Annotated in this window: 20 protein-coding genes; 15 read left to right on the top strand and 5 right to left on the bottom strand. The window is 46.1% G+C overall.

The genetic code is table 11. From position 1 onward, the window contains the following. Nucleotides 1–10: 10 nt before the first annotated feature. Nucleotides 11–1564 (bottom strand): hypothetical protein, encoded by a 1554-nt coding sequence (locus GO493_RS17770; RefSeq protein ID WP_157307563.1) that lies wholly within the window; start codon nt 1562–1564, stop codon nt 11–13. 212 nt (nt 1565–1776) lie between these two features. Here GO493_RS17770 and leuC point away from each other — a divergent pair, with 212 nt between their 5' ends. Genes leuC through GO493_RS17745 form a run of 5 tightly spaced genes read left to right on the top strand, consistent with a single transcriptional unit; the run spans nt 1777 to nt 7256 of the window. After that, complete coding sequence (gene leuC, locus GO493_RS17765; RefSeq protein ID WP_157307562.1) at nt 1777–3174, top strand: 3-isopropylmalate dehydratase large subunit; 1398 nt, start codon at nt 1777–1779, stop codon at nt 3172–3174. Between the two features lie 11 nt (nt 3175–3185). Continuing rightward, entirely contained in the window at nt 3186–3944 is a 759-nt protein-coding gene (locus GO493_RS17760; protein ID WP_157307561.1) for a methyltransferase domain-containing protein, read from the top strand. Nucleotides 3945–3989: 45 nt separating this feature from the next. Further along, nucleotides 3990–4589 (top strand): 3-isopropylmalate dehydratase small subunit, encoded by a 600-nt coding sequence (gene leuD, locus GO493_RS17755; RefSeq protein WP_157307560.1) that lies wholly within the window; start codon nt 3990–3992, stop codon nt 4587–4589. 39 nt (nt 4590–4628) lie between these two features. Next, complete coding sequence (gene leuB / locus GO493_RS17750) at nt 4629–5708, top strand: 3-isopropylmalate dehydrogenase (protein ID WP_157307559.1); 1080 nt, start codon at nt 4629–4631, stop codon at nt 5706–5708. Between the two features lie 39 nt (nt 5709–5747). Next, nucleotides 5748–7256: a 2-isopropylmalate synthase gene (locus tag GO493_RS17745; RefSeq protein ID WP_157307558.1), complete on the top strand. Its 1509-nt coding sequence runs from the start codon at nt 5748–5750 to the stop codon at nt 7254–7256. Nucleotides 7257–7312: 56 nt separating this feature from the next. On the opposite strand, the gene GO493_RS17740 is transcribed toward GO493_RS17745, so the two are convergent. After that, the gene (locus GO493_RS17740; RefSeq protein ID WP_157307557.1) at nt 7313–8020 is read right to left on the bottom strand and encodes a M15 family metallopeptidase; all 708 of its coding nucleotides are present in this window, start codon (nt 8018–8020) and stop codon (nt 7313–7315) included. A 115-nt stretch (nt 8021–8135) separates the two neighbouring features. Here GO493_RS17740 and GO493_RS17735 point away from each other — a divergent pair, with 115 nt between their 5' ends. The 9 genes from GO493_RS17735 (at nt 8136) to GO493_RS17695 (ending at nt 15826) form a co-directional block, all read left to right on the top strand. Next, nucleotides 8136–8918, top strand: coding sequence for an SDR family NAD(P)-dependent oxidoreductase (locus GO493_RS17735; RefSeq protein WP_198315749.1), 783 nt, complete (start codon nt 8136–8138; stop codon nt 8916–8918). A 75-nt stretch (nt 8919–8993) separates the two neighbouring features. Continuing rightward, nucleotides 8994–9725 carry a hypothetical protein gene (locus tag GO493_RS17730; protein WP_157307556.1) on the top strand — a complete coding sequence of 244 codons (732 nt, stop codon included), beginning with the start codon at nt 8994–8996 and terminating at the stop codon, nt 9723–9725. A gap of 39 nt (nt 9726–9764) precedes the next feature. Continuing rightward, nucleotides 9765–10616 carry a fumarylacetoacetate hydrolase family protein gene (locus GO493_RS17725; protein WP_157307555.1) on the top strand — a complete coding sequence of 284 codons (852 nt, stop codon included), beginning with the start codon at nt 9765–9767 and terminating at the stop codon, nt 10614–10616. A 16-nt stretch (nt 10617–10632) separates the two neighbouring features. Continuing rightward, the gene (locus GO493_RS17720) at nt 10633–10965 is read left to right on the top strand and encodes an L-rhamnose mutarotase (protein WP_157307554.1); all 333 of its coding nucleotides are present in this window, start codon (nt 10633–10635) and stop codon (nt 10963–10965) included. Between the two features lie 59 nt (nt 10966–11024). Then, nucleotides 11025–11852, top strand: coding sequence for an amidohydrolase family protein (locus GO493_RS17715; protein ID WP_157307553.1), 828 nt, complete (start codon nt 11025–11027; stop codon nt 11850–11852). A gap of 35 nt (nt 11853–11887) precedes the next feature. Further along, nucleotides 11888–12670: an SDR family oxidoreductase gene (locus GO493_RS17710; RefSeq protein WP_157307552.1), complete on the top strand. Its 783-nt coding sequence runs from the start codon at nt 11888–11890 to the stop codon at nt 12668–12670. A gap of 16 nt (nt 12671–12686) precedes the next feature. Beyond that, nucleotides 12687–13985 (top strand): L-fucose:H+ symporter permease, encoded by a 1299-nt coding sequence (gene fucP, locus GO493_RS17705; RefSeq protein WP_157307551.1) that lies wholly within the window; start codon nt 12687–12689, stop codon nt 13983–13985. 75 nt (nt 13986–14060) lie between these two features. After that, on the top strand, nt 14061–14777 hold the full coding sequence (locus GO493_RS17700; protein WP_157307550.1) for an MbnP family protein: 717 nt from the start codon (nt 14061–14063) through the stop codon (nt 14775–14777). A 2-nt stretch (nt 14778–14779) separates the two neighbouring features. Then, nucleotides 14780–15826, top strand: a complete 1047-nt coding sequence (locus GO493_RS17695; RefSeq protein WP_157307549.1) for a cytochrome-c peroxidase — start codon at nt 14780–14782, stop codon at nt 15824–15826. Here the strand turns inward: GO493_RS17695 and GO493_RS17690 are convergent. Genes GO493_RS17690 through glmS form a run of 3 tightly spaced genes read right to left on the bottom strand, consistent with a single transcriptional unit; the run spans nt 15823 to nt 20544 of the window. Next, nucleotides 15823–16392: a DNA-3-methyladenine glycosylase I gene (locus tag GO493_RS17690; RefSeq protein WP_157307548.1), complete on the bottom strand. Its 570-nt coding sequence runs from the start codon at nt 16390–16392 to the stop codon at nt 15823–15825. The two genes, GO493_RS17695 and GO493_RS17690, sit on opposite strands and share 4 nt — an antisense overlap. Nucleotides 16393–16419: 27 nt before the next feature. After that, entirely contained in the window at nt 16420–18687 is a 2268-nt protein-coding gene (locus GO493_RS17685; protein WP_157307547.1) for a DUF4954 family protein, read from the bottom strand. Nucleotides 18688–18708: 21 nt separating this feature from the next. Beyond that, a complete protein-coding gene (gene glmS / locus GO493_RS17680) occupies nt 18709–20544 on the bottom strand; it encodes a glutamine--fructose-6-phosphate transaminase (isomerizing) (RefSeq protein WP_157307546.1) in 1836 nt (611 codons plus the stop codon). Nucleotides 20545–20767: 223 nt separating this feature from the next. On the opposite strand from glmS, the gene GO493_RS17675 reads away from it, so the two are divergent. Next, the gene (locus GO493_RS17675; RefSeq protein ID WP_157307545.1) at nt 20768–21298 is read left to right on the top strand and encodes a histidine phosphatase family protein; all 531 of its coding nucleotides are present in this window, start codon (nt 20768–20770) and stop codon (nt 21296–21298) included. The last annotated feature ends 9 nt before the right edge of the window (nt 21299–21307 follow it).

Below are 21307 nucleotides of genomic sequence, written 5' to 3'. Positions count from 1 at the left end.
TATCTGTATTTCATATCCTTTTTTCTTTCTTGACAAACTTTCTGCGTATCACTTCCTGCACAGGTATTCCTTCTATCTTACTTTCCAGCCAGGAAATAATATCCAGGTACAGGAACGATCTGCGTTCATAAGGATTCTGAGACAATTGTACCAGCCTTTCTTTCAGGTCTGCAAAAGCGTTACGTAAAGCTTTCGGATGTGCATAAATATTTTTACGCAAAAATTTCAGGATCTCTTCCATCATCTGTCCAAGGTCTTTATTCTTGGCAATGAAATGATATACTGATTTGATCAGGTATTCCACCAGGCTATAGTTTTCCAGCTCATAATGTGCAATGAGGTGAAGTATCCGTGCAAAACACTGGATATCTGCCCGCAGGTTACCTATACGCAGGTGAATGATCTTGTTCAGGTAAGTGATGGCCTGGTTATTATCTCCGCTGCCAAAGTACAGGCAGGCTATTTTGTAGTAGAACAGTAGTACCCTGTGCTGGTCTATTTTCAGCTGATGTTCGGCAATGTCGGTTTCCAGTTGTGGTATCAGCGAAAGGCCCTGGCTGAAAGTGCCTTCCAGGAAGTAGCGGTTAATACGCGCAGTATATACGTATACGAAAGCGGAGGTTTTGGTATTCTCGTTAAAGCTTTCCTGGTTGTTGGCGATAAAGACCTCCAGGTGTTCCAGGTCCCGCATGAACTTCTCATGGTTCATGGTATAGAAGTGCGCGGTCAGCAGGTTGTGCATGGCCTTGATGTACAGTTCCATGTCTGTGCGTTGCAGGGAGGGGTATTCTGTGAACAGGTCCACCCATTTCTGCGTATACCGGTAAAACATGACAAAATCCTGGAGAATGTAGTAATACCAGCTGTATGCCTGGTACATGTGTATTTTCTCATAGAAGCTCATGTCTTTATTGCAGTTGGAAGGCAGTTCTGTTTCAAAGAAGAGCTTCACCATATCTGCGTCCCGGGCGTCCCGGGCATGGCCCAGTTTCAGATAAAGGCCGTACATGCGCAGGGAGAGGGTAGACAGGCGGCTGATATTGCTGAGCCGTTGTTCTATCTGCTTGGATTCGGCACTCAGCTCATCTGCCCGGTTTTCCAGGCTGCGGGTAATATGCCGGCTTTCTATCAGCTTCTCAAATTCAATGATCTCATAGCTCAGCATCACCTCTTCCTGCTCTATGGCCATCTGTTTGGCCCTGGACAATATTTTCAGGCTCTGGGTGTACAGTCCTTTGCTGTACAGCACCCGGGCATAGTCCAGCTGTTCCCGCAGGTCTATCAGGGGGTCTTTTTGCTTATAGAGCAGCCGGAGGGTAGTGAGGAGTTGCTTGTAAAGGTGGGCTTTTACATTACTCAGCTGTTGTTTTTTGATGGCCGGGATCTTTTTCAGGATCTGTTCGTCATCATATTCCTTTAATTTATCTAACGTATTGAATAACTGTATGAAAAGGACGTCTTCCTTAGTATTATTTTTATTAAAAGCAAGTTGGAAATTCCTTTTTTCAGCTTTTGTAAGCGTTTTTATTAAAATAAACAGAGCATCATGCTGATTGTTGGACATCGTTAATAAAGTGTTATAATTATCTGACTATCAAACATATAATTAATGCCAGGTGTATTTATATATCGTAATTAAGTTAAATTTAGCTTTAAGGTAATTAACATTCACCATTAGCTTTGAAGGTACAAACAATCAAGGAAGCACAAAATTATCAATTTTTACAGTGCTGATGCGGATAAAGAGCATTTTAGCACCACAAAACGTAATTACGGATGGGAAAAACATTATTCGACAAGATCTGGGACAGCCATGTAGTGGTAAGCAAAGCCGGCTTTCCGGACGCAGTTTATATCAACACGCATTTTATCCATGAGGTAACCAGCCCGCAGGCTTTCGATGGTCTGCGCAAAAGGGGGATCCCGGTTTTCCGTCCGGCCAGGACCAGGGCTACTGCAGACCATAACGTTCCTACAATTGATCAGCATCTGCCTATCAAGGAGGCATTGAGCCGCAAACAGGTGGAAATGCTGACAAAGAATACAGCGGAATTTGGTGTGGAACTGTACGGTCTGGGTCATCCTTACCAGGGTATTGTACACGTAATAGGTCCCGAACTGGGCATTACACTGCCGGGTATGACTATCGTTTGTGGTGACAGCCATACCAGCACTCACGGTGCTTTTGGCGCTATCGCTTTTGGTATCGGTACTTCCGAGGTAGAACAGGTGCTGGCTACCCAGTGTATCCTGCAGTACCGTCCTAAACGCATGAAGATAGAAGTGAACGGTAAGCTGAAGAAAGGCGTGGTATCCAAAGATATCATCCTCTACATCATCTCCAAGATCTCTGCATCCGGTGCTACCGGTTATTTTGTGGAGTATTGCGGAGAGGCTATCAGCAGCCTGAGCATGGAAGCCCGTATGACCATCTGTAACATGAGTATTGAGATGGGCGCCCGTGGAGGCCTCATTGCTCCTGACGAAACTACTTTTGAATATATTAAAGGCCGTGAATTTGCACCGAAAGGGGCTGACTGGGATAAAGCGCTGGCCTACTGGAGAACGCTTTATACCGATGCTGACGCCCAGTTTGATGTAGTACTCACCTTCAATGCGGCAGATATTGAGCCAATGATCACCTACGGTACCAACCCGGGTATGGGTATGGGCGTAACCCAGCATATACCTTCCCTGGAACAGCTGGATGAGAAAGAAAAGCCTTCTTTCAAAAAGTCACTGGACTATATGGGGCTTGAACCTGGCAGCGGTTTACTGGGTAAAAAAGTAGATTATGTATTCATTGGCAGCTGCACCAACTCCCGTATTGAGGACCTGCGTATGGTGGCTGACTTTGTAAAAGGTAAGCACAAAGCTGACGATGTAGTAGTTTGGATAGTGCCTGGTTCCAAACAGGTAGAAGCACAGGCCAGGAAAGAAGGTATAGATAAGGTCTTCGAAGCGGCTGGTTTCCAGTTGCGTGAGCCCGGATGCTCGGCCTGCCTGGGCATGAATGAAGACAAAGTGCCTGCCGGCATGTACTGCATTTCTACCTCCAACCGTAACTTTGAAGGCCGTCAGGGACCCAATGCCCGCACCTTCCTGGCCAGTCCGCTTTCAGCGGCAGCAGCGGCTATTACGGGTAAAGTAACAGATGTAAGAGAACTGGTTTAATATAAGAAGTAATGGCCTGGAACGCGGAATTATATAAAGAGAAGCACGCTTTTGTATTCCAGTATGGTAGTAACCTGCTGGAATGGCTGGAGCCAAAGGAAGAAGAGAAGGTACTTGACCTGGGCTGTGGTACAGGCGAGCTGACAGCTCAGCTGGCAGTCACAGGTGCTAAGGTAACAGGACTGGACAGCTCGGCTTCCATGATTGAAAGCGCCAGGCAGCATTACCCGGATGTGGCATTTGAAGTGGCTGATGCCACAAATTTTTCACTACCGGAAAAATTTGATGCCGTATTTTCCAATGCCACCCTTCACTGGATACGTCAGCAGGAGAAAACTCTGGACCGTATTCACAGGCACCTGAAGCCCGGTGGGCGACTGGTACTGGAAATGGGAGGGAAAGGGAATGTGGATGATCTTACATCTGCTACCCAGGCAGCCATGGAAAAGAGAGGATATGCCTTTAAACCGTTCTGGTACTTCCCTTCAGTAGGAGAATATACTTCCCTGCTGGAAGAATATGGTTTCCGCGTAAACCAGGTACTTTACTTTGACCGTATCACTGAACTGGCAGATCCTGATAATGCCATTGTAGAATGGCTGAAAATGTTCGGAGCCCAGTTCTTTGAACAGGTACCGGAGGCAGACCGGTTGCCTATCATGCAGGATGCGCAGGAATCTATGCGCGCTACCTGTTTCCGTGATGGCAAGTGGTTCCTGAAGTATGTAAGGTTACGTGTGAAAGCAGAAAAAGTCAATACAGATCTTTAAAACGTAAAAACGAAAGTCCTTCTTAACCGGAAGGCTGTTATTATAATGAGCAAGAATTTTCAACACCTGGTTTCCTCTGCAGTACCTATTGCAATAGAGAACATTGATACAGATCAGATCATCCCGGCCCGCTTCCTGAAAGCAACTACCCGTGAAGGTTTTGGTGAAAATCTTTTCCGCGACTGGCGTTTTGATTCCGATAATCAGCCTAAGAAGGACTTTGTGCTGAACAATCCAATTTACAAAGGACAGATACTGGTAGCCGGCAAGAACTTTGGCTGTGGCTCCTCTCGTGAGCATGCTGCCTGGGCTATAGGTGACTATGGATTTAAAGTGGTGATCAGCAGTTTCTTTGCAGACATCTTCAAGAACAATGCGCTGAACAATTTTATCCTGCCTATCACTGTAACTGATGCTTTCCTGGACAATATCTTCAAAGCTATTGAAGCTGATCCTGCTGCACAGCTGGAAGTAGACCTGGAAAAACAGACGCTGAAGATCGTTGCTACCGGCGAAACTGCACAGTTTGACATCAATCCTTACAAGAAAGCATGCCTGATCAATGGCTATGACGATATTGATTACCTCCTGAGCCTCCGTAAGGAAATTGAAACCTACGAGTCGGGCCGCGAGTTCAATTTTTAATTTTGAAGTAAACATCAATTCTAACCAATTGTAAACTAAATGGGCGTAGACAAAAAGATACTGGTTATTCCCGGTGATGGCATAGGTCAGGAAGTAACAGCCTGGGGGCAGAAAGTATTAATGACAATTGCTGAAAACTACAAGCACAACTTTTCTTTTGATGAAGGCATCATGGGCCACGTTGCAATAGAAGCTACCGGCAACCCACTGCCTGATGAAACACTGGAAAAGGCCCGGAAGAGCGATGCGATCCTGTTTGGCGCTATCGGGCATGCCAAATACGACAATGACCCTACTCTGAAAGTACGTCCTGAACAGGGATTGCTGAAGATCCGTAAGGAACTGGGCTTGTATGCCAATCTGCGGCCTATTAAGTTGTTTGATGAACTGCTGGAAGCATCCAGCATCAAGCCGGAGATACTGAGCGGAGCAGATATCCTGTTTTTCCGCGAGCTGACCGGCGATGTGTACTTCGGTGAAAAGAAACGTACAGAAGACCGCAATACCGCTTCTGACCTGATGATCTATCATCGTTATGAAGTAGAACGTATTGCCCGTAAAGCATATGAAGCCGCACGCAGCCGCCGTAAAAAGCTGTGCTCTGTAGATAAAGCAAATGTGCTGGAAGCAAGCCGCCTGTGGCGTGAAGTAGTACAGGAAGTTGCCAAGGAATATCCTGACGTGGAAACAGAACATATGTTCATCGATAATGCCGCTATGCAGCTGATCAAAGATCCTAAGCGTTTTGACGTGGTGCTGACAGGTAACCTCTTCGGAGATATCCTGACAGACGAGGCTTCCCAGATAGCTGGTTCCATGGGTATGCTGGCATCTGCTTCAGTAGGTGACAGCACCGGTTTCTATGAGCCTATTCACGGTTCTGCACATGATATTGCCGGTAAAGGTATTGCCAACCCGCTGGCTTCTATCCTGTCTGCCGCACTGATGCTGGATATATCTTTTGGATTGAAAACAGAATCGCTGCGCGTTATTAAAGCAGTTGAAACTACACTGAAACAGGGATACCGTACAATGGACATTGCCAACAAGCATACGGAGAATCACCTGGTAATGGGTACAGAAGCAATGGGCGCTAAAGTATTAGAGAACCTGAGTTAATAGATTCCTTAATTATCCAATAACACAATAAGAATAAAGATGAGCGATAAAAATCGTGTATACGTCTTCGATACTACCCTTCGTGATGGAGAACAGGTGCCTGGTTGCCAGCTTACCACTGTAGAGAAAATTGAGGTGGCTAAAGAGCTGGAAGCGCTGGGAGTAGATGTTATTGAAGCCGGGTTTCCTATTTCCAGCCCCGGCGATTTCCAGAGCGTTGTGGAAATATCCAAAGCAGTAAGTGAACCGATCATCTGCGCATTGACCCGCGCAAATACCATGGATATTGATGCTGCTGCAGAAGCCCTCCGCTTCGCGAAACGTAAACGTATCCACACAGGTATCGGTTCTTCCGATATGCATATCAAATACAAATTCAACAGTACCCGTGAAGACATATTGAAGCGCGCAGTAGACGCCGTTAAATATGCCCGCAAATTTGTTGATGACGTAGAGTTCTATGCTGAAGATGCAGGCCGTGCAGATAACGAATACCTGGCCAGGATGATTGAAGCGGTGATAGGCGCAGGCGCTACCGTTGTAAACATTCCCGATACCAACGGTTACTGCCTGCCTGACCAGTATGGCGCCAAGATCAAGTACCTGATGGACAATGTTTCCAACATTGACAAAGCTATTATCTCCGTGCATTGCCATAATGACCTTGGCCTGGCTACAGCCAACACCATTGCAGGTATTATGAACGGCGCACGCCAGGTAGAATGTACTATCAACGGTATTGGTGAACGTGCAGGAAATACTTCGCTGGAAGAAGTAGCTATGATCCTGAAAACGCATCATGGCCTGGGGTATCATACCGGTATCAATTCCAGGCGTATCTATGGTATCAGCAACATGGTGGAAACCATGATGCGTATGCCGGTACAGGCTAACAAAGCCATTATCGGACGTAATGCTTTTGCGCACAGCTCCGGTATTCACCAGGATGGTGTGCTGAAGCATCGTGAAAACTACGAGATACTGAACCCGGAAGATGTTGGTATCCCATCTAACGCTATCATCCTGACTGCCCGCAGTGGCCGTCATGCACTGAAACATCACCTGGAACGTTTAGGTTATAAACTGGATAAAGTGAACCTGGACGAAGTGTATCAACGCTTCCTGATAATGGCAGATCAGCGTAAAGACATCAATGATGCTGACCTGCAGGAACTGATGGGCGATGGCGATGATAAGAACTATGATGACAAGGCTATCAAGGTTACCCTGTTGCAGGTAGTATGCGGAGATCCGCTGCGTCCGATGGCTACGGTAAAACTGAAGATCAACGGCGAAGAGAAAGAAGCCAGCAGCGCCGGTAATGGCCCTGTAGATGCGGCTATCAACGCTATTCACGAAATCATCAAAGACCAGATAGATATAGATGAGTTCAATATACAGTCTATGCGCGGTGGCAGTAAGGATGTAAGTAAAGTGAATATGCGCGTGAAACACAATGGTCAGTCTTACTATGGCTTCGGCTATTCTACTGATATTGTGAACGCTTCCATGCACGCATATGTGGATGCACTGAATAAGATCTTTTAAGATCAGTTAATGATAACAGAGAAAGGTCCTGTTCACCATAGTGAACAGGACCTTTCTTATTTAAGCTCTTCAAACCGTATGTCAGTGAGTGGATACTTCTTTGCATCCTTCAGCACATAGTGCCACCATTCTGTTGCCAGAGGTACAAATCCCTGTTGTTCCATCACATTACGCAACAGCCGCCTGTTGGCTGTTACTGTACTGTCAGAAAGCGGATAGTCATGATGGGCTTTTTCTGTGAAATCGTCAAAGTCAGTAGGCATACGAACAGGTTTACCGGTATGCAGATCAACGATAGTAAGATCTACAGCAACACCCCGGTTATGCCCTGAACCATTTCGAGGGTCAGCAGCATAGCGATCGTCAGGAACAATTTCCCACATCTTTTCCGTAACAGTATAAGGCCTGTACCCATCAAAAATCAGTAATCCCAATCCTTTTTTATTCAGTTCCTGCTGCACGGCCTTCAGCGCTCTGGCGGCAGCTAACCTCAGATATACCGCATTGCTGGCATACAATTGCCGGTGGGTGAAATTATTGGATGTAGCATAGCGTACTTCCTTCCTGATGCCCGGAATATACCCGCTCACATCTACCAGCAACTGATTACTGTCTGCTATAGCCAGTTGCCTGTAAAGTGATACAGAATTAACAACAGGCAGGCCGTATTTATTCAGGGGAATAACTTGTGCCGATGCGGTACGGCCAATGGTGGCAAGTACCCAAAAAAGGAAGAAAAGTATAAATCTGTGGCTGATTTTCAACTTTTTTCTATTTAATTGCTTCAAAATATGGTAATAAAGTACAAAATACTGGTAAAAAAAGATAGCTTTTGCCCCCGTAAAAGGGCTATTTTAGAACCCTTAAATTTAGGAAATTATGAACCTGTTTAGATTAGATAACAAGGTGGCTGTGATCACAGGCGGTGGTAGCGGCATTGGGCAGGCAATAGCAAAAGTATTTGCGGCCCAGGGTGCTGACGTACATATCCTGGAACTGAACGAAGATGGTGGTAAGCAAACAGTAGCTGAAATTACAGCTGAAGGCGGAAAAGCGCAGGTACATGGCTGTAACGTAGCCCAGCAGGCAGAAGTTCAGCAAACAATGGACGAGATAATTGCTGCAGCAGGAAGAATAGATATACTGGTGAACTGCGCGGGCATCGCCCATGTAGGGAAACTGGAAACAACCACTGAAGAAGATCTGGACAGGATTTATAATGTAAACGTGAAGGGTACGTACAACTGCATGTATGCCGTGATCAGACAGATGAAGGAACAGAAAGGCGGTGTGATCCTCAATGTGGCATCTATTGCATCCAGTGTAGGTATTCCTGACAGGTTTGCCTACTCAATGAGTAAAGGAGCGGTATTGACCATGACCCTATCCGTTGCAAAAGATTACATACAGGATGGCATCCGCTGTAACTGTGTTTCTCCTGCGCGTGTACACACACCGTTTGTAGATGGCTTCATTGCAAAGAACTATCCGGGTAAAGAACAGGAGATGTTTGAGAAACTGTCAAAGACGCAACCAATAGGCCGTATGGCAAGACCGGATGAAGTAGGTACGCTGGCATTATATCTCTGCTCTGCAGAAGCAGGATTTATTACCGGCTGCGATTATCCGCTGGACGGAGGGTTTATCAGGTTAAATAATTAACCTGTACAAATGACAAATAATTAATTACGTTATATTCGTCATTTATAATTTGTCAACAAATCAACCCATAATTCCATGAAAGTCTGGTCATTCTTAGTCCCTGCAATGTTTCTCTTTGCCTGCAATGAAGGCGGTAAAAAGCCTTTGAACAGCACTGTTGATGAGGCTGCAGGTTTTCAGCCTGCTACACCCGCCGGAAAGATCAATGTTTCTTTTCCCAGGGGAAATGAGCCACAGGTAACGATCCGTTTTGAGATAGACGGTAAAACAAAGGAGAAGACATTTGATATGCCACTGGCACAGCAGGTTGCTGATGAAGATCTTTACCGTACCGTATGGGATAAGCCTAACAGCTGTTACATTGGTGTACTGAAAGAGAACGCTCATTCCACACGTTACTATCATGCCAGCGTGGAAGGCTCAGATCTGAAGATAAACCAGGTAGGCACGCCTCCTGCCGGGATATGGAAATATGCAGAGAATGAACTGGGATTGGGTAAGATCAGCAGTAACCAGAAAGTGGTTGATAACTATAAAAGATCTTTGCAGTCCGGCAGGATCATAGCTGATTTTATAGTGAAGCTGGAACCGGCTTCCACCAAAGATTCCATACGTATGTATGCGGAGTTTGGCGGCGCCAGCAGAACTGTCAGCCAGGCATTGCCCAAAGGTTATACAGCCGGTCTGTTAGCGTCTCCGGTAACGCCTGAGAAATGTGTACTGATACTGAAGAAAAATGATGAATTGGTGCATGTAACAGAAGTACTGGTAGACAAAGGGCATTTACAGATTAATAAACTAAACTAAGCAGTAAGACCTCTTACTGTATTAAGCAAAATAGAAAATATGAAACTGATCAGATTTGGTTTGCCGGGTGCAGAAAAACCTGGGATTGTAACAGAGAAAGGTACTTTTGATGTAAGCGCATTCGGAGAAGATTTCGGTGAAAAGTTCTTTGAAACCGATGGTCTGAAAAGATTGGCGCAGTGGTGGGAAAAGAATGGCAGCAGCTGTGCTGAAGTACCTGCCGGTACACGCCTGGGAGCTCCTGTACAACGTCCTTCCAAGATCATTTGCATTGGCCTGAACTACGCTGACCATGCCAAAGAAACCAATGCTGCTATTCCAAAAGAACCTATCGTGTTCTTTAAAAGCACATCTTCACTGGTAGGACCAAATGATAACCTGATCATTCCCCGCAACAGTGTGAAGACTGACTGGGAAGTGGAACTGGCTGTGGTGATCGGTAAGAAAGCAAGTTATGTGGAAGAGAAAGATGCACTGGACTATGTAGCTGGTTATGCCCTGCATAACGATTACAGCGAGCGTGAATTCCAGCTGGAGCGTGGCGGTCAGTGGGTGAAAGGGAAGAGTAATGATACATTTGCGCCGCTGGGTCCCTGGCTGGTAACAAAAGACGAAATAAAAGATGTGGATAATATGCGCCTGTGGCTGACCGTAAATGGTAAGACCATGCAGGACGGTACCACTGCTAACCTGATATTCAAAATACCCTTCCTGGTATCTTACCTGAGCCAGTTTATGACCCTGCTTCCGGGTGATGTGATCTCTACCGGCACTCCGGCAGGCGTAGGTCTGGGCATGAACCCGCAGGTATACCTGAAACCGGGAGATGTTGTAGAACTGGGTATTGATGGATTAGGTAGTTCTAAACAGACTGCTGTAGCTTATAAATAATTAAAAACACTAGCTTATGGCTCGTCACTGTTTAGCATTGGACCTGCAGAATGATCCGGTGCTGATAGCGGAATATGAAGCATACCATCGTGAAGTATGGCCGGAAATAAAGAAAAGTATTACTGACAGCGGCATTGTGAATATGGAGATCTACCGGATAGCTGACAGGCTGTTCATGATCATGGATGTGGACGATAACTTTTCTTTTGAGAAAAAAGGAGCAGCAGATGCCACTAATCCTAAAGTACAGGAATGGGAAGCGCTGATGTGGAAATATCAGAAAGCATTGCCTGTGGCTAAGCCTGGAGAGAAATGGCTGATGATGGATAAGATCTTTTCATTGCACTGATATAGCAGTACCGTATTATAGTTTTACGCGCTGATAAGGAAGCAAAACGTTATGAAAAAATGGTTATAGACGCACACCAGCACTTCTGGCATTATCACCCGGTAAAGGACGCCTGGATCACTGACGATATGAAAGTGCTGCAGGATAACTTCCTGCCGGAACACCTGTTACCTGTGCTCCAGGAAAACAGCGTAGATGGCTGCGTAGCCGTGCAGGCTGATCAATCGGAAAACGAAACAGCTTTCCTTCTTGAGCTGGCCGATCAGCATCATTTTATCAGGGGAGTGGTAGGATGGATAGATCTTCGCGCGGAAGACCTGGAGGCCCGGCTGGAGTATTTCAAACAGTTCAGGGCACTGAAAGGTTTCCGTCATATTGTACAGGGAGAACCTGATCCGTCTTTCCTGCTGCGGGATGATTTTTGCCGTGGTATCAATATGCTGGCCAGGTACAACTTCACCTATGATATACTGGTTTACCCGGTGCAATTGCCGGCAGTTGCTGCTTTCGTTCCAAAGTTCCCGGAGATGCGGCTGGTAATAGACCACCTGGCCAAACCATATTTTAAAACAGGAGATATCAGCAGCTGGGAAACACATATGCGCGCCATAGCCCAACACCCGCATGTATATTGTAAACTGAGCGGAATGGTAACAGAGGCCGACTGGCAGAAATGGGAACCGGCACATTTCACTCCTTTCCTGGATGTGGCGCTGGAAGCATTTGGCCCCGAAAGGCTGATGTTTGGTTCTGACTGGCCGGTTTGCAAAGTGGCAGGCACCTATGCAGAAGTAAAAGGCATCATTAAAGATTACATAAGCCGCCTTTCTGAAACAGAACAGGCAGGCATTATGGGTGGTAACGCTATCAGGTTTTATGGTCTGTAAAACCACCCGATCAATCAACTAATTAAACTATTTACATGGACCTCGGATTAAAGGATAAAGTATTTATAGTTACCGGCGGCGCTAAAGGTATTGGCGAGGCTATTTCAAAACTGGTTGCTGCCGAAGGCGGCATCACCATTATTGCCGGCAGGAATGAAGCCGATAACAATAAAACAGCAGAGGCCATCAAAGCTGCCGGTGGTAAAGCTACCAGCGTAGAAGCAGAACTGGGCAGTGCTGCAGAATGTAAGAAAGTGATAGATTTCGCTATACAGCAGTTTGGACGTATTGACGGACTGATCAACAACGCCGGCGTAAATGATGGTGTTGGACTGGAAAGCGGCGACCCCGAGAAATTCATGGCTTCCCTGCAAAAGAACCTTTCACATTATTACAACCTGGCTCATTATGCATTGCCTCACCTGAAAGCTACCAAAGGCAATATTGTGAACATCGGTTCCAAAGTGGCTGATACCGGTCAGGGCAACACTTCCGGCTATGCAGCTTCCAAAGGAGGCATCAATGCACTGACCCGCGAATGGGCCGTAGAGCTGCTGCCTTACGGTATCCGTGTGAATACGGTGATCCCTGCAGAAGTATGGACGCCGTTATATGAAACATGGATCAAGTCATTGCCCAATCCCGATGAAAAACTGGCTTCTATCGTTGCTAAAATACCGTTGGAAAAACGAATGACCACGTCAGAAGAAATTGCCAGCATGACTGTATTCCTGCTTTCCGGATTATCTGCCCATACTACCGGCCAGATCATCTACGTTGATGGCGGATATACTCATCTGGACAGATCAATCAGCTAACATATAAATTATTCTTATGGCAGGAGCCGCAATGCCCACTTCCACAGTTAAGGCAAACACTGATTCGAAAAAGAGTTACCTGTTCCCTTTTATACTGGTAACCAGTTTATTTTTCCTCTGGGCACTGATCCACAATCTGAGTCCTATACTGATACCTCACCTGAAAAAGGCCTGCCAGTTGTCAGACATGCAATCCGCATTCATTGATTCTGCGGTTTTTGCTGCCTATTTTTTAATGGCATTACCGGCAGGGGCGGTGATGAAAAGGTTCGGATACAAGACTGGTATCATTTTCGGCCTCTGCCTGTATGCAGTTGGTGCATTTCTTTTTATTCCCGCTGCATCTACAAGAGAATATGGGTTCTTCCTGGTAGCTTTATTCATCATTGCCAGTGGCCTGACCTTCCTGGAAACAGCAGCAAATCCCTACGTATCGGTATTAGGAAGTCCTGACACTGCTACAACACGTCTGAACCTTGCACAGTCCTTCAACGGAATAGGTGCAGTGGTAGGCCCGTTACTGGGAAAACAATTTATCCTGACAGGGTCAGAACTGACAAAGGAACAGCTGAATGCAATGTCTCCGGAAGCATTACAGCAATACCTGATCGGAGAAGCGTCTACCGTAAAGATGCCTTACCTGATAATAGGAATTGTAGTAGCGCTGATAGCTGTCATGTTCGTATTCACGAAATTGCCGGAAATAGTGGCACAGGAAGATGAGAGCATTGATAAAAATCCTGGTGAAGGAAGCATCTTCAGGCACCGTCACCTGATAGCGGCGGTAGTTGCTATGTTCTTTTATATTGGCGGACAGGTAGGGGTGAATGCCTTCTTTATACGTTTTGCTAAATATACCGCAGGTATAGGAGAGAAGGATGCTGCTGTGCTGCTAGGTTCTGTTGCAGGACTTGGCTTCATGATAGGCCGCTTTTTCGGTACTTTCCTGATGCGTAAGATCAAACCACAGATATTACTGACTATGTATGGAATCATCAACGTAGTACTGGTATTGATAGCTATGACCACCAAAGGGCAGGTAGCTATCTGGTCAGTACTGGCCGTACCATTCTTTATGTCTATCATGTTCCCGACCATTTTCTCTCTGGGAATAAGCGGACTGGGCGGACATACAAAATTTGGTTCCTCTCTTCTCATCATGGCTATTGTAGGCGGCGCCGTTTTTCCTCCGCTGATGGGTCTGATCTCTGACAATTCGAATATACAGATGGCTTATGTCCTGCCGCTGATCTGTTTCGCAGTAGTGGTATGGTTTGGCGCCCAGGGCTACAAACTGGACAAAAGGGCCGCTTAAAGGGCTTTAACCTGGACTAATATGCGGCCGGATGGGAAACCATCCGGCTGCTTTTTTTTGCGTACTTTCGGTATCATGAACCGGTTGTTATTGTTGCTTTCCCTTTTTACCTGTAAAATATTGTCTGCCCAGACATTACAGTTAAATATCCGCCATGAGGTTAGCGGGAAGCCTATGCTTCTCGATAGTACTTCCTATCTGAATGCAATGGGAGAGACCTTCAGTATCTCAGTGTTTAAATACTATCTCAGTAATTTTTCACTCACCACTCAGAAGGGACAGAAGATCATACTGCCGGCTGCTTATTTTCTTATCAGTGAAGACAGTGCAGCTTCTAAAAAGATCATACTGAAACAGCTGCCTGCAGGAACTTATAGCAGCATTTCCTTTATGATAGGGGTAGATAGTATAATGAACTTCAGCGGGGCACAGGGCGGCGCGCTGGACCCCGTTCACGGCATGTTCTGGACCTGGAACAGCGGCTATATTATGGCGAAGCTGGAAGGCACTTCGCCTGTGACCAAACATCCTAATCATGTCCTGCAGTTCCATATAGGAGGATACAGGGCTCCTCACATTACCCAAAGAACTGTTACCCTGGAACTTCCCCGTCCACTGGTCATTCAACGTGGACAAACGGTTGCTGTAACACTTGCGGCTGATGCCGCCAGCTGGTTTGGTGAGCCGTTTAAGATCAGCTTCCGGGAATATGCCGGTTTTATGAGTCCGGGCACGGTGGCAGACAGGATTGCAGATAATTACCAGCACATGTTCTCTGTTAAAGGTTTATAATAATGACCCGGAAGGCAATATATATACTGGCGGCTTTCTCTCTGTGGCTTTTTATTGCAGGGAGAGGAACGCATCATATACCTGCTACAGATCCTTATATTCTCCGTTTACCTGACAGCCTTCCCAGGCCGGTGTATGATTTTTCAAAGAATCCGTTAACAAAGCAGGGTATTGCCCTGGGGCGTTACCTGTTCTATGATCCTAAATTATCCCTGGACAGTTCCGTGTCCTGTGGTTTCTGTCATCAGCAGTTTGCGGCTTTCGGACATTTTGATCATGCCATCAGTCATGGAATACTGGGGCGTATGGGCACCCGCTCAGTACCTACGCTGTTCAACCTGATATGGCAGAAGGATTTTATGTGGGATGGAGGAGTGAACCACCTGGAAATACAGCCGTTAACACCCATTACGGACGAAAATGAAATGGGAATGGAATTGTCTGCGTTGATAAAGCGGCTACAGGGAAATGCCGGCTACCGGCAGCGTTTTAAAGCTGCTTTTGGAACAGAGGAGGTAACCAGTCAGCGGATGTTCCGTGCATTGGCACAGTTCATGGCTACCATGATCTCTTTTGAGTCAAAGTATGACAGTGTGATGCGGAAAGAGCCTGGTGTGGTATTTACAGCAGAAGAGAGGGGTGGGTACAGAACATTTCAGCAGAAATGTGCGGCCTGTCATAAAGAACCCTTTTTCACAGACTTCAGTATGCGTAATAACGGCCTGTCTTATCTGTCTTCAATGAATGATGTGGGGCGGATGAAGATCACCAATAATACGGCCGATTATCTGAAGTTTAAAGTGCCTTCTCTCCGCAATGTTCTTGTAAGCGCCCCCTATATGCATGATGGCCGTTTTTTCGATATTTTCCAGGTCTTTGCCATGTATGATCACGGGCAGGAAAAAGGGAACACCATAGATCCGCTTGTGAAGGATGGTATTCCCTTATCTGAAAAGGAACAAAGACAATTGTACATGTTCCTGAATACGTTGACTGACCGGAAGTTTCTTGCCAATAAAGAATTTAGCGAGATACTGATAGCAGATTAATGTTTCTTACTGCGTTTCCAGCAGGCGTCTATATGATCGTCCACCATACCGGTAGCCTGCATAAAGGCGTAGCAGATAGTAGATCCCACAAACTTGAACCCACGTTTCAGCAGGTCTTTGCTCATGGCGTCAGATATAGCTGTTTTTGCGGGTACCTGGCTTAAAGAGGTGAAGTGATTGACAAGAGGTTTATGTTCTACAAACTGCCAGATGTATTTATCAAAGCTGCCAAATTCTTCCTGTACTTTGAGATAGGCTTTTGCATTGCTGATAGTGGCCAGCACTTTTAACCTGTTGCGGATAATGCCCGGATCTTCCAGTAGTTTTTCCACTTTCTTATCAGTATAACGGGCTATTTTTTTAGCATCCCACTGATCAAATGCTTTACGGTAGTTTTCTCTTTTGGAGAGTACTGTATACCAGCTCAGACCTGCCTGTGCGCCTTCAAGGTTCAGCATCTCAAAAAGGCGTACATCATCGTGCAGGGGCACGCCCCATTCATTGTCGTGATAGTCTTTGTAAAGCTGGTCTTTCGTACTCCAGCCGCATCGTATCTTTTCTGCCATTCCTGTTACTTTTTTCCTGGGCGAAAACTACACTTTTTTTGCTGGCCTTAGTACAAAAAACTGATCACGTACATTGGCAGACAAGTCCCAGAGATCCACCAGGGAAGATATTTTTTCCTGGAAGGTTTTCAGCTCTTCTTTTGTTTGCTGTATAAAGCTGTTGTCTTCCAGCTTCCCTACTACAATATCCCTCTCTGTTGTGTTTTCGTATGTCATGCTGCGGAAAGGGTTCTGATAATCCTTTGCGCGTGAGCTATAGATGTTTTCAGTGAGGAAAGCCTGTGTGTGACTGGCCTCTATCAGGCATTCTCTCAGGAAAGATGGAGTAAAATCAACTGTTGTTTTATCCTGTATAAAGAGCAGGGAAGCGATGGCATGTTGTAATTTATCGAAAGCATATCGTTCACCTGCTTCCCGGTAACATTCATGCAGTTGGTCCCAGCTGCTGATCTGACCGTTGCGGATACTGTTTTTCAGCTCAGTAAGTGTTTCATCTTTCATGAGTTGCCCGCCTGCATTATGCCATGAATCTCTGTGGGATTGAGCCACTATGCTATGCAGTTCAGCAAAGGAGAGGTCTGGCTGCTGTTCCTGCAGACTTATAATATTTCTGACAGCATACAGGTTAATAAGTTCCCGGAAAAGCGGATAGGTCTTATCTACTTTCAGAAGCAGTACTTTGCGGTTACTATGTTCTGCATGTTCTGCCAGTATTTTCAGTTTGTTCACTTCATCGGGTTCCTGCAGCAACAGTTCACGGCCTTTCTGCTGATAGTTCGTTAATGCAGGGTTGTCGTCATTATTTTCATGCTGTGCATACCATGCTTTTCCTGTAGCTGTTTCCATCATTTCCAGCGCGTGTATCATTTCTTCCACACTATCCGGCGCCAGGTAGTCATATTCTATCAGTTGTGTTTTGTCAGTACGTTTATCACGGTCTACATATTTCCATGAATTGCGGGCCAGGGCATACATGTTATACAGGAACCAGTAGCCGGTCATGATCTTCAGGCAGTTTTGCTGTTCATCATTCAATACAAGGCTGAAAGGGAACTGTATATCCATTTCATGCATGTAGTTGCCTTTAGATATGAGCGTGAAGCTGGCAAACCTGGAATTGTGTTTGAGCGTAACGGAGAGCCCTGGCCAGAAGCCGCGTCCTGCAATAACTTCGCCATCTGCACCCCTGGAGTTATGGTTGGAGCCGATGGTAGCGCCGGCAGCCATATTGCTCTGTCCCATGATCAGGGCAGCGCAGAGGAATGAGTTGTTATGATGCTGTTCATGTGCCGGGAAGATCAGTGAATTCAGTACTTCGCAGCAGGAGATGGTGGCGTTGTTGCCCAGGTATGAGTTGATCAGTCTGGCACCGTATTTCAGCTGTGAGTGAGATGCCATGACAAAGCGTACTGCCTTTACTCCGTAGAATACGCGGCTGCCATATCCTACCACACCATTTACCAGCTCACATCCTTCGCCTATCTGTGAGGTAGCTTCTGCAGAACTGTTGATGGTAACGTTCTTGATCTTGTTAGCGCCTTTCAGGTAAGCGTCAGAGCCTATGTGAACATCTTTGATGATCTTGCAGTTCTTGATCACGCAGCGATCACCCACAATGCCATAATAACCTCTTCTTTTATCGAATTTTTTTTCAGTGAATACTTTGAATCTCTCCTGTAATGCTTTGTCATCCCGGTTACGTGTCCACAACCAGGCATCGCCGGGTAGCATGCCTTCAAAAGGCATGACGCTGCGTCCGCCGTTCTCGTTGCAGAGCTCCATCCATATGCGCAGTTTTTCTGATTCTCCTTCTTTCAGGATACCGTTCCCGAATTTGGCATGATCTGTAGTGGCCATTTCGTTCACATTGCAGATAATGACTTCGTTCCCGATAATGTAGTGGGAGAGGATGTTGACGTTGTGTACCACAACATTGTCACCGAAGTCGCAGCAGGCAATGGTACTGTTATACAGCCCAACCGGCAGGCGGAGGTTGTGAAATTCGAGGTAGTATGGTTCCAGTTTTCCTATGCGTACCACGCCAAAGAACTGGCAGTGTTTTACAAGTTGAGGGCTGAATTCATTTGCTACAAAAATATTGTTCCAGTTGTCCGAGGTATTGTCATTCCGCACAAGCGTTTCAATTTCCAGCGCGCTTAATTTACGGTAGTTAGAGTGTTGTTTGCCCAGTTGCTGGTCGCGAAGGTAGTATTCATCCTTGCCTTCGGGCAAATAAGGAGCTGCTACAAAATTGTAGCCTAGCTCATTGAGTGGCTTCTTCTGTATCACGTTCATCGGAGTGGAATTGAAAGTTTGTTATTCTACTGTCACTGATTTAGCCAGGTTCCTTGGTTTGTCTACATCAAATCCTTTCAGTACGCCTATATGGTATGCAAGCAGCTGTAAGGGTATCACGGAGACGATAGGGGCTACCAGTTCATCTGCTTCCGGTACTTCTATCACGTCGTCCGCCATACCCGGAATAGTTACGTCGCCCTCTGTTACAACGGCAATTACCTTGCCTTTGCGGGCTTTTATTTCCTGTATGTTGGATACTACTTTTTCATAATAGCTGTCTTTCGTAGCTACAAATACTACCGGCAGATGTTCATCTACCAGTGCAATGGGGCCATGTTTCATTTCAGCGGCGGGGTAGCCTTCTGCGTGTATATACGATATTTCTTTCAGTTTCAGTGCGCCTTCCAGTGCTACGGGGAAGTTATAGCCGCGGCCCAGGTAAAGGAAGTCGCGGGCATCTTTGTACTTATCTGCTATTGCCTTGATCTGGTCATTCAGCTTCAGGGTAAGCGCTACTTTTTCAGAAACGCTGTCCAGTTCATCCAGCAGGTGCTGGAAGCGTTGCTGGGTGATAGAGCCTTTTTCCATAGCTACTTTCAGGCCTATCAGGCAGAGTACTGCCAGCTGTGCTGTAAAGGCTTTGGTGCTGGCTACGCCTATTTCCGGACCGGCATGTGTATAAGCGCCTGCATCTGAGATACGGGCAATAGAGGAACCTACCACATTACATACGCCCAGTATGATGGCGCCTTTTTTCTTGGCGCTTTCAATGGCTACCAGGGTATCGGCGGTTTCGCCGGACTGTGAAACGGCTATGATCACGTCTCCTTCTCCCACTACGGGATTGCGGTACCTGAACTCAGAGGCGTATTCCACTTCTACCGGGATACGGCAAAGCTCTTCTATCATGTATTCTGCTACCAGGCCGGCATGCCAGGAGGTGCCGCAGGCTACGATGATGATACGTTTGGCCTGGCTCAGGATTTCCGCATGCTCGCGGATACCACCCAGTGTAAGGGTGCCTTTTTTAGCATCCAGGCGACCACGAAGGCTGTCAAAGATGGTTTGTGGCTGTTCAAAGATCTCTTTTAACATGAAGTGATCAAAACCGCCTTTTTCAATAGCAGCCAGCTCTATGTCCAGCTTCTGGATATAAGGAGTCTGCCTTTCGTTGGATATATTTTTAAGGATGAGTTCGTCTGCTTTGATAACGGCTATCTCATAGTCGTTCACATATACCACCTCTTTGGTGTATTCTACGATGGGAGAGGCGTCTGAAGCCAGGAAATGTTCCCCTTTACCTACACCTATTACAAGAGGGCTGCCTTTACGGGCGGCAATGAGAGTATCAGGATTGTCTTCATCTACCAGGACTATCACATAAGCGCCCACCACTCTTTTCAACGCAATGCGGAGGGCTTCTTCCAGCCCGCATTTGTTGCTTTCCTGGATCTCTTCAATAAAATGGAGCAGTACTTCAGTGTCAGTATCGCTTTTGAAAACATGCCCTTTTTTGATAAGCTCCTGTTTCAGCTGGGCATAGTTTTCAATGATACCGTTGTGGATCATGGCCAGTTTACCATTGCCCGAAGTGTGGGGATGTGAGTTACGGTCACTCGGTTCTCCGTGGGTGGCCCAGCGGGTATGGCCTATAGCTATGTGGCTGTGTACATCTTTTCCGCTGAGAAATTCTTCCAGCTCTGCTACTTTGCCTTTTTTCTTATAGACCTTGAGGTCTCCATTCACAAGGGCTACGCCAGCACTGTCGTAACCACGGTATTCAAGTCTCTTTAATCCTTTAAGGACAATGGGGTAGGCTTCCCTTTGCCCGATATAAGCGACGATTCCGCACATATTTGTTTTTCAGTTTACATGGATAAAGCGTGCAATATGCCTAAAAAATGTGAAAAACGTACAAATAAAAGAGAAAAAATGAATAGAAATAACAAAATGATCTTCATTAATTTATCATTCTGAGTATTCTTACTTAGTTCTCCAGGGGTAAGTAAGATGACACAAATTGCATGCCTGCGTAGAAAATTCGTATTTTGTACCCCTTAACTGAACAAGTGGTCCTATGAGATACGTCGTATTACTATTAATATGCTGTTGGGCATGCGGGCAGCCGTCTCCTGAAAGGCAGCCCATACCGGTAGCAGAAGATAGTACATTCCTGACAGGCACCTTTTACCTGGTGCGCCATGCTGAGCAATTTCCCGGCCACGATACCTCCCTCACAGAAGAAGGCCATCGCCGTGCAGGCTCCCTCTACCGTCTTTTAAAGGATTCCGGCATACAGAAAATCTACTTCACACCTTACCGCCGCAGTATTGAAACTGCAGATTCATTACGCGAATACCTGCATATAGATACTGTTTCCTACCGCCCGGATTCTACCGGGGAAAGTTTATTGTACGAGATTACCCGCCGTAACGACTGGGGCAAACATGTGCTGGTAATAGGGCACAGCAACACCCTGCTGCCTATCATGCGTTCGCTGAAGGCAAAGCCTAAGCTGGATTCAATAAAAGAGAATGATTACAGTAACCTGTTTATAGTGAAGAAGTATAAAGACAGTGTGAAGTGTAAGCGGATCAGTTACGAATGACGGACTGTT

This window comes from Chitinophaga tropicalis, from assembly GCF_009758205.1.
Lineage (GTDB): Bacteria > Bacteroidota > Bacteroidia > Chitinophagales > Chitinophagaceae > Chitinophaga > Chitinophaga tropicalis.
Note: the sequence above shows the minus strand (reverse complement) of the source record. Positions and strands in the feature narration are given on the sequence as shown.